The organism is Wujia sp. (assembly GCF_056872695.1).
In genome coordinates this window covers 529-15865 of sequence record NZ_DBMFCD010000009.1, presented here as the reverse complement: position 1 = coordinate 15865, position 15337 = coordinate 529, and the positions used below count along the sequence as shown (strand labels likewise).

Sequence of the window (15337 nt, the reverse complement as noted above, 5' to 3'; positions counted from 1 at the left end):
TCCTGCTTACTTATCCACGCTTGAGGAAATCCGGAATCTTGATTCCACCGCCATTACCTGTTTCTCTCTTTGCAGGAGCCGGCTTTGCTGCACTTGAAATATCAGCACTTACCGATGGCTTCGCTGCCGGAGTAGACATGAAAGACGGCTTTGTTGCGGTTCCCATTGGCTTTACACTTGTAATTGGCTGGCTCGCATATGTAGGAGTCTTTCCAACCGGTGCTACCGTCGGCTTTACAGCAGAAGACTTTACAGGATTCTGCATAATCGGCTGTGTTGCCGCATTGTCCTCAATACCTGTTGCGATGATTGTGATACATACATCCTCACCCATCACATCATTATCTACAGTACCAAATATGATATTTGCGCTGTCTCCAGCAACCTCTGTCAGGTATGTGATTGCATCGTATGCTTCCACGATACCAATATTTCCTGAGAAGTTTACGATGATATCGCTTGCACCACTGACAGTTGTCTCCAGCAATGGGCTGTCCATAGCAGACTTGATTGCATCCACTGCCTTGTTATCACCACTGGCACGACCGATACCGATATGAGCGACACCCTTGTCACGCATAACTGTCTGGATATCGGCAAAGTCAAGGTTGATCAGACCCGGCTTGTTGATCAGGTCTGTTACTCCCTGTACACCCTGCTGCAATACCTCATCCGCTTTTTTCAAAGCTTCCGGAATGCTTGTACGCTTATCACAGATCTGTAACAGCTTGTCGTTTGGAATAACAATCAGAGTATCTACGTTTTCTTTCAGCTTTGCAATACCATTAATGGCATTGTTCATACGAGGCTTACCTTCAAAAGAGAATGGTTTTGTTACAACACCGACAGTCAGAATCCCAAGATTTCTTGCAATCTCTGCAACGACCGGAGCAGCACCTGTACCAGTACCACCACCCATACCACAAGTAACGAATACCATATTGGCATCCTTCATGATATCGGTAATCTCTTCTCTATTTTCCTCTACTGCATTTGCTCCGATTTCCGGCTTTGCTCCTGCACCGAGTCCCTTCGTCAGCTTCTCACCAATCTGAATCTTTGTTGTAGCACGATTCTGTGATAAAATCTGCTTGTCTGTGTTGATGGCAATCAGTTCGACACCTTCCACATTCTCATCAATCATTCTGTTTACTGCATTGTTACCAGCTCCACCTACACCAATCACAAGGATTCTTGCAGGGGTTTTCTCGTCATTCGATTTTATTTCAAGCAAGGTCTTTTCCTCCTTTATTCTATTTGCGCATTATTATCCTATATAATATAGGTTTTTTTTGAAATAATCAATAGGTTTACGTAAAATTCCATTAATTTTTGCTAAAGCTCGCAGTTGCGTTTTCCGAATCAAAGTCTTTCATATACAATGTTCCGGACATACCTTCCAGATTTTTCAGTATATTGCCCAGATTCATCATCTGAACCGCCAGATATTCCCCCTCTCCCAATTCAATTGTAATGCCTCCATGTTGGAGAACAATTTCATTTTCAGCGGTGAACTTGATACCATCAATCTCCAGGTCATATTTTTCCACCAACTGCGTAATGGTCAGTATTGTCTGGAATTTTCTGTCATCATCGCTCGGAAGCTTCTTGCCTGTTTCCCACTCTGTAAAGGTCAGACCTTTGATGAGTGGTACACTTCCGACACGTGTTTTTGACGAATCCAATACTATACCATCTTTATCAAAATACACATAGTCGCCCTTATGTAACACACAGCCGGCTATGGATTTTTCGTATATTGTCACGGTTACTGTATTTTTATCTGTCAGTTCCAGATTCATCTTACTCACAAAAGAAAGTTCTTTTAGTTTGTTCATTTTACTCTTTAAATACAAAAGCAATGTGTTATCCAGCGGTGCCTGTTCTTTCATTGCATCACTGACTGACTGTGTGTTTACAATCTCGCAGCCTTCCACCTGCACCTTGTCTACCGTCCAGGTCGACAGGTACGCAAGCGTTCCAACTATCACTACAAGTATAAACAATATTATCCAATGTTTTTTCAAAACAATTCTCCTTTTGTTCCTATGTACCGCCCTGATCTACCGCTGCATTTGCAGCTCCTGTTTCGTAGGTGCCTCATATGGAAGCATCTGTCTTGATACACTTAACACAAATCCCATTTCCACCATCAAAAAAGCAAGTGATGTACCACCATAGCTGATAAACGGAAGCGGCACGCCCGTGTTCGGGATAACATTGGTAACAACACCGACGTTGATGATCATCTGCACTGCAATATGTGTCATAACTCCTGTTACAACCAATGCGCCATATCGGTCTCTGGCATGATTTGCAATATAGCGAAGCTGTACGATCAGCATGACGAACAATGCAATGACGCAAAGTGCACCAAACAATCCAAGTTCCTCGCAGATGATTGCAAAGATCATATCGTTGTGAGACTCTGGAAGAAAACCCAACTTCTGGATACTCTGTCCTAATCCCTTTCCAAACAATCCTCCAGAACCGATCGCATACAGTGACTGCATCGTCTGATATCCGGAATCACTTGTCTCCGGATGCAGCCATGCATCAATTCGATTACCACGATAACCAACTGTTGTGATAAGCAGCACACCAGCGATCGCCAGTGCAATGACTGGCATAACCAGAATCTTGTAATCCGGACATGCAACAAATATAATAACGACCATGATTGCCACACAGACAACCGCAGTACTTAAGTTCTCTTTCGCAATCAACCCTGCACTCACAATACATGGTGCAATCAGCCGGATGATTCCCTGGTAAGAGGTCAGGTATTTCGGATGCTTCACACATGCACTCGGCAGATACAGGATGATCAGCAGCTTTACAATCTCGGATGGTTGCAGCTGAACACCTGCAACCTCAATCCAACGCTGTGAACCATGAGAAGATACACCGAGTACAAGCGCAATACCGGCACAGGCAATCATCGCTGTCGCAATCAGCCGTTGCATCAACCGGTGCTTGTAAAACTGATAGTTTAAACAAGAAACCAGCATCATGACAATGATACCTGCCAATCCAATGATGCCCTGACGCATCGCAAAATATCCACTCGAAAGTCCGGAAAGTGATGCCCGGTATGCGCTCGCGCTGTATACCATCATGACACCAAACGCCAGCAAAACGACAACCAAGAAAATCGTCTGATAATCCATATATCCACCTGTCGCGAATATCTTATTCTTTTTCAATTTTCTTCTGCCATATGCCATAGCTCAGACACTCCTGTCTTTTTCTTTCCATTTTCAGCTTTCCTATGAAAGCGCATTTACATATTCCTTAAACATATCTCCACGCTGCTCATAATTGTCAAACATTCCCCAGCTTGCGCATGCCGGCGAAAGAAGTACCGCATCACCCGGCTGTGCATGTGTATGACAATATTCCACAACCTGTTTTAAATCATCCATCATTTCAATGTTTTCAAATCCATGTTTTCTTGCACAATCTGCAATATCCTGTGCCGTCTGTCCGATCAGAAGCAGACATTTTACCTTGCCGTCAAAGCTCTCAATCCACTCATCATAAGTAGACTTCTTATCATAACCACCACCGATCAGGAACGTCGGACGCACCATCGACTGGATTGCCTTGATTGCAGCATCCGGATTCGTACCCTTGGAATCATTATAATAATTGACATCATTTAACGTGCGGACATATTCGATCCGGTGTGCCACACCCTTAAATGCACCACATACCTTACGGATCGTGGCAATATCAGCTCCCATATAATATGATATTGCAACCGCTGCCAAAAGATTCTCTATATTGTGATCTCCCAGAAGCTGGAACTCGGAAAGCGGCATCACATAGGTCTCTTTGCCATCCTCGCGGATCACAACCGCACCATCTTTGACAATCACACCAGACTCCAGTTCCTTTTTATGACTGAATAAAATTACAGTTGCCGGAACCTTATCAATACGCTGGACCGTCTCCGGATCATCGTAGTTCATCACTGCATAATCTTCCTTTGTCTGATTCTTCGTGATATCCAACTTACAGTTTGCATAATTTTCAAATGTATAATGCCGGTTTAAATGATCCGGCGTAATATTCAGTATCGCGCTCACATGTGGGCGGAATGTATGAATTGTCTCCAGCTGGAAGCTGCTGATCTCCGCAACCGTAACAGAATCCTCTGTACTTTGATCTGACAGGCTTGTGTATGGGATTCCAATATTTCCCACGACAAATGTTTTCTCATTGTAAGCTTTCATTATTTCACCGACCAGTGTTGTCGTTGTCGTCTTTCCGTTCGTACCTGTGATAGCTGCCACTGTACCCTTCTCGTAAGTATATGCAAGCTCAATCTCACTCCATACCGGAATGCCAGCCTCTTTTACTTTGCGTGCAAATGGTGCATCGACCGGGATTCCCGGACTTATAACCATACAGGAAATATCCGCAAGTAATTCATCTGTCAGTGCGCCAAGCCAGATTGTCAAAGCCTCCGGTTTCTTATCAAAGCCGAGCTTTTCAAGAATCACCGCTTCCGTGAGTGTTCCCTTTGGATTCTCATCAAACAGCACAACCTGTTCTCCATTCCGAAGAAGCTGTTCACTTGCACAGATTCCACTTTTTCCTGCTCCTGCAACTAATACTTTCTTATCGTTCATAATGGTTCCTCCTAATATATATATCGCCCCCTCACATTCGTTCGGCGGCAGGTCGTCGGAAGCATCCTAAATCATTCACTTCGTTCATGATGCTTCCTCCTCTAAATTGCCAGAATACCAATCAGACACAGAATTGTTGTAACAATCGAGAAGATTGCAACAACCTTCGTCTCCGGCCATCCACAAAGCTCAAAATGATGATGGATCGGTGCCATCTTGAATACACGCTTTCCGGTTGTCTTGAAGCTTACAACCTGAATGATAACAGAAAGCACCTCGGCCAGATAAATAAATGCAACAATCAATATAATGAGTGGCATCTGCAGCATATACGCTGTCGACGCGACAAATCCGCCCAGAGCAAGTGATCCGGTATCTCCCATGAACACACGTGCCGGATAAACATTGTATACCAAAAATCCAAGCAGACTTCCAACGACTGCACAGGCAATCGGTGTCACACCAGAGCCTGCCGCGATGGCTGCAATCGCGAAGAAAGTTGCGATCAATACAGTAACAGACGATGCCAATCCATCCAGACCATCCGTGAAATTTGCACCGTTCGCTGTACCAAGCATAACAAAGAACATCAGCGGATAGTAAACCCATCCAAGATCAACGACCTTGTGTGTGAATGGAATGATCATCGTTGTTCCAAGATCTGTATATGCATGAATGTAATATGCAAAAACACCGGTCACAAGGAACTGTCCCAGCATCTTCTGCCATGCGCGGAGACCAAGCGACCGTTTCATGACAACCTTGATAAAATCATCTAAGAAACCAACCAGTCCAAATCCCAGAGTTGCAAACAAAATTGGAACGATCTCTTTATGATCCTTGATATAAAAGAGTGATGTAATCACGATACTGAACAGGATGATCAAACCACCCATTGTCGGTGTTCCCGACTTCTTCAGGTGCGATTCCGGTCCATCGTCACGCACAAACTGTCCGAACTTCAGTTTCTTTAAAAACGGAATAATAATCGGACTTAAAATCACACTCACACCAAATGCTATCAATGCTGGAACAATTATGTCGTATTTCATAACTTCTCTCCTTTATCAAGCCATCGCTTGTATTGTAATATTTAAAACACAGCATCGTCGATGCTGATTGTCTGCGTTGTCTCCTCCTCTGCGTTCTCGTCCTTGTAGATGCCGAGATACGGCAGAATGTTGTCGTATATCTCACCTACGACCGGTGCCGCAATCGTACCTCCATAATAGATGCCCTGCGGTTCATCAATCAGAATCAGTGTCATAACCTGCGGATTGTCCGCCGGGGAAAATCCGAGGAAGGAAGAAATATAGCGATTCTCACTTCGTGGCAGTTTCTCACTTGTTGCCGTCTTACCACCGATTGAATATCCGGCGATAAATGCCCGATGTCCGGTACCTTCGGCAACAACTGCCTCAAGCAGTTCTTTCATCGTCTCACTGGTTGCTTCACTGACCGCCCCCGTCTTCGTCTCATATTTCAAAACTTCGGTGACATTGTTATTTTCATCTGTTGTATATACACCAAAATGCGGTGTCACCAGATTCCCGCCGTTTACCACTGCGGCTGCCGCGCGCATCAACTGTAACGGCGTAATCTGAAACGACTGTCCAAATGACATGGTTGCAAGCTCGACCGGTCCTACCTTTTCCTGCTTGTGAAAGATGGAGTTTGCTTCTCCCGGCAGATCCACTCCCGTCTGCTCAAACAATCCTAAATTCTTCAATCCTTTGTAGAAACCATCTACACCAATACGCTCTCCGACTTGCATAAACACCGGATTGCAGGAATTCATGATACCTTCCCGAAAGGTTTCTGCCCCATGCCCGGCAATCTTGTGGCATCGGATCCGGCGATCCTCCACAATATGGTATCCCGGGCAGTAAAACTGATCCTCCACGCGCAGCACGCCCTGTTCAAATGCAGTTGTTGCCGTCACAATCTTGAAGGTCGAACCCGGTTCATAGGTATCACTGATACAATAGTTTCTCCACATCTGGTTCCGCATATCCTGCGTCACCGTTTCATCCGTTTCATAATTCAATGTAAACGGCTCATTTAAATCATATTCCGGCACATCCGCCAATGCATAAATTTCTCCATTTTGAGGATTCATCACGATAATACACACGCGTTTCGCCTGTTTTTTCTCCAGCACCTCCATCGCTTTCTGCGTGATATACTGCTGGATATTTATATCTATGGACGTGATCAGATTTTGTCCGGCTGTGCCTTCCACTCTTCTCTCCGCCACATTTTCCACTTCAATGCCTCTGGCATTTGTAACGGTGTTGATGCTGCCATTTTCGCCCATCAACAAATCGTCATAGTACACTTCCAGGCCGACAATTCCCTGATTATCGCTTCCGGTAAACCCAAGTACATGGGATGCCAGCGTACTGTACGGATAATACCGCTTGTAGTCCTCATCAATCATGACACCTGCCAGATTCATTTCCCGGATCTCGTCTGCCAGTTTCTTGTCCACATTGCTTTTAATTTTTTCACGCACGGATCTTTTTTCCACACGTGCGCGAACCTCCGACTCTGACAGTTCCAGTTTTTCACTGAGCACCTGTATCACTGTCTCCGGAGCTTCAATCTGGTTATGGATCACCGAAATCGAGCAGACTGCCTGATTGCCGGCAAGTACAACGCCGTTTCTATCATAGATACTGCCACGCTTTGCCTTGATACTCCGTTCCCGCTCCTGTACCGCACGTGCCCGATATCCATAATCATCTGCTTCCACGGTCATGATGCAGATAAGCTTCACCGTTATTATAGTCAATAACGTGAAAAATGCAATCACTATAATCAACAACCGTTTCCGATGGGAACTTGTAAATAGATGCTGCATACCCGTCATCGCCCAATTCTCATTTTATAAAAATGTATTCCTTAAGCATGCGGACTATACCTGTTTTCTACATCATCCGGTTGGTGCTTCCTGCGTTGTGTCCTGTGCCGGTGTTTCTGTTGTTGCATTTGAATCTTCTGTTGTTTCTTCTGTTGTCGTTTCTTCCCCGGACTGCTCAACATACGGATTGTCAGCGCCACCCGCTACATCATTAGCCGGGGCATCTCCGCTATAAATTGGTGTTGCAGGTTCATCCTCTGCCGTTGCCTCATCAATATCATATATCTCATCCGTCTTATAAATATTCAAATATGGAAAGATTGCTTCTGCAATGTCTGCAAATAAATGTGCTGCCTCACCACTACCTGACTGTAATTCCGGTTCATCTGCTACCACGTAGATGACAACCTGTGGATCGTCCACAGGTGCAAATCCGATAAAGGAAAGAATATATTTTCCATTTCCTCGTGGAAGCTTCTCGGCAGTACCTGTCTTACCACCAATCTCATATCCTTCAACTGCTGCTTTCTTACCAGTACCTTCCGATACTACATTCTTCAGGAACTGGCGCATCTGTGCTGACACATCCTCCGAGATCGTTCTTCTGACTAACACAGGATCCAGATTCCGGACGATATTGCCGTTTTCATCTTCGATCCGCTGTACAACACTTGGCTCATAATAATATCCGCCGTTAATCGCAGAACAAAATGCAGTTCCAACCTGCATCATCGAGGTTGTTACGCCCTGGCCAAATGAAGATATCGCAAGAGATACGGAGCCCATATTATCTGCATGGAATACTAATCCACTAAGCGAAGAATCACTTGGCTCACCCGGCAGATCCACATTCGTCGACTGTCCGAATCCAAACAGGACCTGATACTTATCAAATAATGTAATTCCTTCCTTTGCTGCAATCTGCATCAATGCATCGTTACAGGATTTCTCCAGCGCTCCGGAAAGATCGACCGTTCCATGTCCACCATAATCATGGGAGTGGCACTGTATATAACGATCCTCAATCTGTTCACCACCATCACAGAAGAATGTATCTTCTGCCGTAATCACGCCCTCTTCAAGTGCACCTGAAATCGTAAATGTCTTATACGTGGAACCCGGCTCAAACACATCCGATACCGGGAAGTTACGCCATACCTTATAAAGTGCATCGACATGCTCTTCATCGGTTCCATTTTGCTTGAAATCCTCAAAGCTCGAATATCCCGCAGCTTCGAGTTCTTCCGGCGTATCAAACTGATACTGTGTAGAGTCCAGATCATAGGCATCGTTTGGATCAAACGTATGGGAATTGTAAAGTGCCATGATCTGACAATTTTTCGGATTCATCACCAGCACAGATATATTCTTGGCGTCCTCTTCCTCCAGCTTTGCCTTTACCTTCTCTTCAACGATCTTCTGTACATTTGCATCAATGCTCGTCACAAGATTATAGCCGTTCGTTGCAGGTTCGATGGAATTAGTCACACCATAATCTTCATTCAGATAAGAGTATTCCCGTCCATTCGTACCATTTAACTCGCTGTTATAATATTCTTCAACGCCATACATACCAACATTTCCACTGACAGTAAATCCGAGCAGATGACATGCTAATTCCTTGTTTGGATAAACACGTACATACCGTTCCTCGTAATAGATTCCAACAACATTAGAACCCTCATCGGTTTTACAGTACTCTTCAAATTTCTGTACTTCCTCGTACTCAACACCTTTTTTTGCCACGACATAATATGACTTTTCGTTTGACAAAAATCCCGCAATCTCTTCATCGGTAAATCCGAAAAACTCTTTCAGTGCTGACACTGTTGCTGTCTTTTTCTTCTCATACTGCACGATGTTGGCAGGCTCTAATATCAGGTCGTACACCTTCTTATCCGTTGCAAGCACTGTTCCATTCGCATCAACAATATCGCCGCGCTTATACGGAATAACCTGACTGGAGTACCCCTGCTGCGTTAACACCTGTTGCTGGTACTGGCTTCCTTTTTGGGCGTCGATCCAAATAATCTTTGCACCTAACACGCCAAACCCAGCCATGATACACACAAATACAAATTTCAATCTTCCACGCATCCGGTTGGTAAATACTTTACGCTTTCGTCGTCTTCTATTTTCTCTGTTTTGTGGTCTTCTAGTCATACATCTACCTCAACCGCAAAAATCGAGCAGCAAAACTGCCCGACTTTTGATCTACATCCTAATTCGAACCTGGAACATTCTGATACTGTTTTACATAATCTTCGTTGGCACTGTCATAATAAATGATCTGTCCTTTCTTTGCATAAACCATGCCAAGCTCATTGGTTGCTACATTATAGATATCATCCAATGTATACATATTGTTCAAACGAAGCTTATGTGCTGCGTTATCATCTTCGATTTTTTCAAGTTCTGCCTCTAATGCACTGATGTTATTCTGCTGTGTGCTGATTTTTGTATTCATATATAACATAAGTACACAAGAGCCAACAACCAGACATACCATACATGCCATAAACAACATGTACCCTGCTGAAAATGCAAGCGTCTTTTTGGTCTGTGCTGTTACTCTGCGCTTTACCTTCGGGCGTTCCTGCGGACGCTGTTGTGGAGCAACTCTACGGCTCGGTGCTTTTCTTTCCGGCTCATACACACGGCGTGCCGGAGCTGCATACATCTGTCTTGCAGCTGTACCGTCTACATAATTCATTTGTCTTCTTACCTGTTGTGCCATTTCTATCACTCCTTAATTTACACACACGCTTTTTCAAATACGCGCAGCTTCGCGCTTTTTGACCGACTGTTCTCTGCCAGTTCCTGCTCACTTGGAAGAATCGGTTTCCGGGTAATTACCTTTCCCGTCGGTTTCTTCCCGCATACACAGACCGGAAACTCCGGCGGGCATGTACACGGATTCATATTTCTCTTGAAAATTGTCTTTACTATCCTATCTTCTAACGAATGGAATGTGATCACGCTCAATCTGCCTCCCGGATTCAGCCATGAGATCATGGTGTCTAACGAATTCTCCAGTACATCGAGTTCGTGATTCAATTCAATCCGGATTGCCTGAAATGTCTTCTTGGACGGATGTCCCTGTCCCTGCCGGACCTTCGCCGGGATCGCCGCCTTGATGATCTCGTTCAACTGTCCGGTTGTCTCTATCACCTGTTCTTGTCTTGCTTTCACAATATGCTTCGCAATATTCTTCGCGAAGTTGTCCTCGCCATAATCACGAATCACATGATACAGTTCCATCTCGGAATATTCATTTACAATATCCTTCGCTGTCATAGTACTTTCCTGATTCATCCGCATATCAAGCGGCGTGTCCTCACGATAAGTAAATCCACGTTCCACATTATCAAGCTGATACGAGGAGACACCGAGATCCAGAACGATTCCGTCAACACCGCTCACAGAACAGTTCTTTAATACTGCATCAATATCCTGATAGTTGGAATGCACGATCGTTACACGATCTTTGTAATCCTTCAACCGCTCGGTCGCAGCTGCAATCGCATCCAGATCCTGATCGATTCCGATCAGTCTGCCTTTGTCCGACAGGCGCTTGCAGATCTCTAAGGAATGTCCACCCCCACCGAGGGTTCCATCCACATAGATTCCATCCGGTTTTATATTCAGACTGTCAATTGTCTCATCTAAAAGTACCGATTTGTGTTTAAATTCCATCGCAGCCTCCCTTAGATGTTGAACAACTCACCAATCTCGGCGATTTCTTTCAGGTCAATCTCTTCTGGGCTGTTGATCTTATCCCAGGCTGCCTTATCCCAGATTGCTACGGTATCCGTATGTCCAATCATGACAACCTCGCGATCAATGCCCGCATATTCACGTAATTTTTGTGGAATTACAATACGATACTGACTATCCATCTCACAGACAACCGCAGATCCTTCGTAGAAATCACGAAGACGTCTTGCCTGGAAATTACTCTTTGGCAGTGCAGCAAGCTTCTCTGCGAATTTTGTCCACTCTGCTTCCGGATATACGTCAATGTTATGGTCCATGCCATTGCACAGCACAAATTTATCCCCAAGTTCCTGACGGAATCTTATGGGAATAATCAATCTGCCCTTTGCATCGAGGCCATGATTCGATTCTCCTACCATACCTAATGACATATAACTTCACCTTTCGTATTGCATGCAATGTTGTCCCTGCATGGGAACAACCTCCACCGAGCACCACTTGACATCCATTTCACTGCCACTCAGCTTCCACTTGGGTTTCATTGTACAGCAAAAAAAAGGGAAATGCAATACCAATTTGCATTTCCCTTGTCCATTTCTTACAATTTTTAATTGATTTATTGTTCCTTTTTTCCTGCTGGTGCCTGTTTTTTTACGGTATCCATCCGTTTTTTTACAATCAGCACGGAACAAGCCAGTACACAGATTGCTGCGATCATCTGGGATACCTTCATGTTGAAGAACGGAAGCATCAGGGAATCTGAACGAAGTCCCTCGATCCAAACACGTCCAAGACCATAGCCCCACAGATACATGAGGAAGATCTCGCCATCAAACTTCTTGTGCTTCCGGTAGATGAAAATAACAATCAAAAGGATCAGATTCCACACCGATTCGTACAGGAAGGTCGGATGTACCGTGATCCACTGCATGCCATCGTAGACCTGCATATGATTCGCCATCTCCGAAGTGATGATACCGGAGTTAATCATACCGGTCAGGGTTCCTTTGCCAACATAATAGTCGGTCGGAATCGCCATCGCAAAAAGCGAATTCGTATAATCGCCAAACGCTTCCCGGTTGAAGAAGTTGCCCCAGCGTCCCATGATCTGTCCGATCAGAAGTCCCATCGTCACCGTGTCGGCAAGTACAGAGAACTTCATCTTCTGCTTCTTCGCAAAGACGATTGCAACAATCACACCCGCGATCACGCCACCGTAGATGGCAAGTCCGCCGCTCCGGATATCAATCAGATCGAACAACGTCTTCCCGAAGCTCTTGCCCTTCTGGAAATACGAATCCCAGCTGAATATAATATAGTAGAGCCGCGCACCTAAGATTGCCGGGATGATCAGCCAGAGCATGAAGTCCAGATATGTGTCCTCGCTCTGCCCGGTCCTTTTTGCTTCCTTGCTGATTACAAGGAACGCCAGCACAAATCCAAGTGCTATGATCACACCATAAAATTTGATTTCAAATCCAAAGATCGTGAATCCGTCTTTGATATTTTTTAATACTATCCCAAGATTTGGGAATCTGATATCATACATAGTTTTTCCTTTTTATTTTCGTCAATAGACTCTATTGATAAGTTTTTCACAATGATATGTTTCTATACATTAAACTTGAATAAGATCACATCGCCATCCTGCACGACATATTCTTTTCCTTCCTGTCGTACAAGTCCTTTTTCCTTCGCTGCAAGCATGTTGCCGCTCTCCATGAGATCATCGTAAGCAACAACCTCCGCCTTGATGAATCCACGTTCAAAATCCGTATGGATCTTACCCGCTGCCTGCGGTGCCTTCGTGCCCTTCGTGATTGTCCATGCACGTGTCTCATCCGGACCACTTGTCAGGTAACTGATGAGTCCAAGCAGAGAATAACTTGCCTTGATCAGCTTATCCAGACCGGACTCCGATACGCCAAGCTCCTCTAAGAACATCTGCTTCTCATCATCATCTAACTCGGAGATCTCCTGCTCAATCTGTGCACACACAGCAAATACTTCACTGCCAAATTCCTTCGCATATTCGCGCACCTTCTGTACATATGGATTGCTTGCTCCATCGTCTGCCAGATCATCCTCGGATACATTTGCCGCATAGATCACCGGCTTTCCTGTCAGCAGGTTGTATTCCTTGATCCACTTGATTTCGTCCTCATCGTCTGTCTCAAAGGAAATTGCAAGCTTACCGGATTCCAGATGCTCCTTGATCCGCTTCTGCAGATCAACTTCCTTTGCAAGTTCCTTATTATTGGCTGCACCACGCTGTCCCTTCGCAATTCGACGGTCAAGCACCTCAATATCTGCGAAGATCAACTCGTAGTTAATCGTCTCAATATCACGGATCGGATCAACCGAACCATCGACATGAATGACATTTGGATCTTCAAAGCAACGTACAACATGTACGATTGCATCTGTCTCACGAATGTTGGATAAGAACTGGTTTCCAAGTCCTTCTCCCTTGGATGCACCCTTTACAAGTCCTGCAATATCAACGAACTCAATCACGGCCGGTGTTGTCTTCGCTGAATGATACATCTCGGTCAGCTTGTCAAGACGCTTGTCCGGTACCGGTACGACACCCACATTCGGATCGATCGTACAGAACGGATAGTTCGCGCTTTCCGCGCCCGCCTTTGTCAAAGAATTAAATAATGTGGACTTTCCGACGTTCGGAAGCCCGACGATTCCTAATTTCATTTTTTATATTTCCTCCTATAAATCCTTTGATTTCAAGGGATTTCGCATACTTATTTTTGCAAGTGGGCCATTTAGTGGGCCATTACATTGCCATAAGTGCTTCTGCTACCAAGTCCATTTCTTTTTTCTTTTCTTCCTCGGTAGTATGAACATATAAGTTCATTGTAATTCCAATATTCGAATGGCCCAGTAACATCTGAAGTGTTTTCGGTTTCATTCCTGCTTCAATACATCTGGTAGCAAAAGTATGTCTCAAGATATGCATCGAAAATCTTGGAATTTTTGCTTTGTCACAGATTTTAAACAGCGCTGTATCATATGTACTGTTCTTGACAGGTGTTCCTTTTCGACACAGAAACACAAATTCTTCCCATTCTGTTGAAATTTCTGAAATCCTCTTATTCTTTTCTTTTTGTTTTATTAGTATAGCAACCGCTTCTTCTGTTAAGGGTATCGTACGGTAACCTGATTTACTCTTTGGTTCTCCGATACGCCACTCCTTTGCACTGTAACGATATTCCATACTTCTGCGAATCTGAATTGTTTTGGATTTAAAATCGACATCTCCCCATTTCAATCCTACCAATTCGCCTGTTCGCAATCCGGTTTGTAGTATAAAACGATACTGATTTTCATAGCTTTGATTTTCTGCATATTGTAAAAATGTTTTTTGTATGTCTCTTGTTAAAGCAACCTTCTTCTCAGAAGGCTTTCCCATATCACTTTTCACAGATTTTTTACAGGGATTGCTACGCAAGACTTCATTCTCTTTTGCATACTCAAACATATTGTATAATGCAATTCTTGCCTGATAAATTGTAGATGTGCGATACCCCTGATCTGCCATATCATAAAATATTTTCTGACATTGAAGTGGTTTCACGTCTGATAGTGTCATCTTCCCAATTACCGGTTTAATATTTTTAATATATCTCTCCGTATAATTGCGAACAGTATTTGAACGGACTGTTTTCTTTTTTATCCCAATCCAATAATCAAACCATTGATCGACCAGCATATCAGATGGCATTGAAATATCACTGTGTTCATCCACATAAGTTGCATCAGCAATCCATGCTCTGCATTCTTGCAGCTTTTTGAATCGTTTATGTTTTCTCTTTCCAAACCGATCTACAAATCTGGCTGAGTATAATCCCGTACTTTCCTGGGTTATTCCCTTGCCAAGTTCTTTGCCTTTTAAATCTTTTCCCATATTTCAGCTCCTCTCATAAGAAGCCCTAATACAGTACCTTGTATTATACCATAGCATCTTATTTTTGTGAATATTCATTTTCATCTCATCTTCTGTCATTCATTTATATTTCCACACTTTCCGAAATGAATTTTTCAAATTCTTTTCTCTTTACAAGTTTTTTTTGTACCTACGTAAAGCACAAACGGACATCTCGGT

The 15337-nt window shown here is 44.0% G+C and carries 13 protein-coding genes; all 13 read right to left on the bottom strand.

The window, feature by feature from the left end:
* Window positions 1-10: 10 nt before the first annotated feature.
* Window positions 11-1234: a cell division protein FtsZ gene (gene ftsZ / locus ACZQK9_RS09270; RefSeq protein ID WP_216506347.1), complete on the bottom strand. Its 1224-nt coding sequence runs from the start codon at window positions 1232-1234 to the stop codon at window positions 11-13.
* 91 nt (window positions 1235-1325) lie between these two features.
* Window positions 1326-2027 carry a cell division protein FtsQ/DivIB gene (locus ACZQK9_RS09265; RefSeq protein WP_216506345.1) on the bottom strand — a complete coding sequence of 234 codons (702 nt, stop codon included), beginning with the start codon at window positions 2025-2027 and terminating at the stop codon, window positions 1326-1328.
* Window positions 2028-2063: 36 nt separating this feature from the next.
* Complete coding sequence (locus tag ACZQK9_RS09260) at window positions 2064-3227, bottom strand: FtsW/RodA/SpoVE family cell cycle protein (RefSeq protein ID WP_216506343.1); 1164 nt, start codon at window positions 3225-3227, stop codon at window positions 2064-2066.
* A gap of 42 nt (window positions 3228-3269) precedes the next feature.
* On the bottom strand, window positions 3270-4637 hold the full coding sequence (gene murD / locus ACZQK9_RS09255) for a UDP-N-acetylmuramoyl-L-alanine--D-glutamate ligase (protein ID WP_483270400.1): 1368 nt from the start codon (window positions 4635-4637) through the stop codon (window positions 3270-3272).
* Between the two features lie 101 nt (window positions 4638-4738).
* Window positions 4739-5689 (bottom strand): phospho-N-acetylmuramoyl-pentapeptide-transferase, encoded by a 951-nt coding sequence (gene mraY / locus ACZQK9_RS09250; protein ID WP_238298603.1) that lies wholly within the window; start codon window positions 5687-5689, stop codon window positions 4739-4741.
* A 41-nt stretch (window positions 5690-5730) separates the two neighbouring features.
* The gene (locus tag ACZQK9_RS09245; protein WP_483270399.1) at window positions 5731-7509 is read right to left on the bottom strand and encodes a peptidoglycan D,D-transpeptidase FtsI family protein; all 1779 of its coding nucleotides are present in this window, start codon (window positions 7507-7509) and stop codon (window positions 5731-5733) included.
* Window positions 7510-7572: 63 nt separating this feature from the next.
* Window positions 7573-9663 (bottom strand): peptidoglycan D,D-transpeptidase FtsI family protein, encoded by a 2091-nt coding sequence (locus ACZQK9_RS09240; RefSeq protein ID WP_483270398.1) that lies wholly within the window; start codon window positions 9661-9663, stop codon window positions 7573-7575.
* A 58-nt stretch (window positions 9664-9721) separates the two neighbouring features.
* Window positions 9722-10237 carry a hypothetical protein gene (locus ACZQK9_RS09235; RefSeq protein WP_178018160.1) on the bottom strand — a complete coding sequence of 172 codons (516 nt, stop codon included), beginning with the start codon at window positions 10235-10237 and terminating at the stop codon, window positions 9722-9724.
* Window positions 10238-10254: 17 nt separating this feature from the next.
* On the bottom strand, window positions 10255-11196 hold the full coding sequence (gene rsmH / locus ACZQK9_RS09230) for a 16S rRNA (cytosine(1402)-N(4))-methyltransferase RsmH (protein ID WP_483270397.1): 942 nt from the start codon (window positions 11194-11196) through the stop codon (window positions 10255-10257).
* An 11-nt stretch (window positions 11197-11207) separates the two neighbouring features.
* Window positions 11208-11648, bottom strand: a complete 441-nt coding sequence (gene mraZ / locus ACZQK9_RS09225; RefSeq protein ID WP_177987032.1) for a division/cell wall cluster transcriptional repressor MraZ — start codon at window positions 11646-11648, stop codon at window positions 11208-11210.
* A 185-nt stretch (window positions 11649-11833) separates the two neighbouring features.
* Window positions 11834-12766, bottom strand: a complete 933-nt coding sequence (gene lgt / locus ACZQK9_RS09220; protein ID WP_483270396.1) for a prolipoprotein diacylglyceryl transferase — start codon at window positions 12764-12766, stop codon at window positions 11834-11836.
* 62 nt (window positions 12767-12828) lie between these two features.
* Complete coding sequence (gene ychF / locus ACZQK9_RS09215) at window positions 12829-13926, bottom strand: redox-regulated ATPase YchF (protein ID WP_021985289.1); 1098 nt, start codon at window positions 13924-13926, stop codon at window positions 12829-12831.
* A gap of 82 nt (window positions 13927-14008) precedes the next feature.
* Entirely contained in the window at window positions 14009-15139 is a 1131-nt protein-coding gene (locus ACZQK9_RS09210) for a tyrosine-type recombinase/integrase (RefSeq protein ID WP_483270395.1), read from the bottom strand.
* Window positions 15140-15337: the final 198 nt, after the last annotated feature.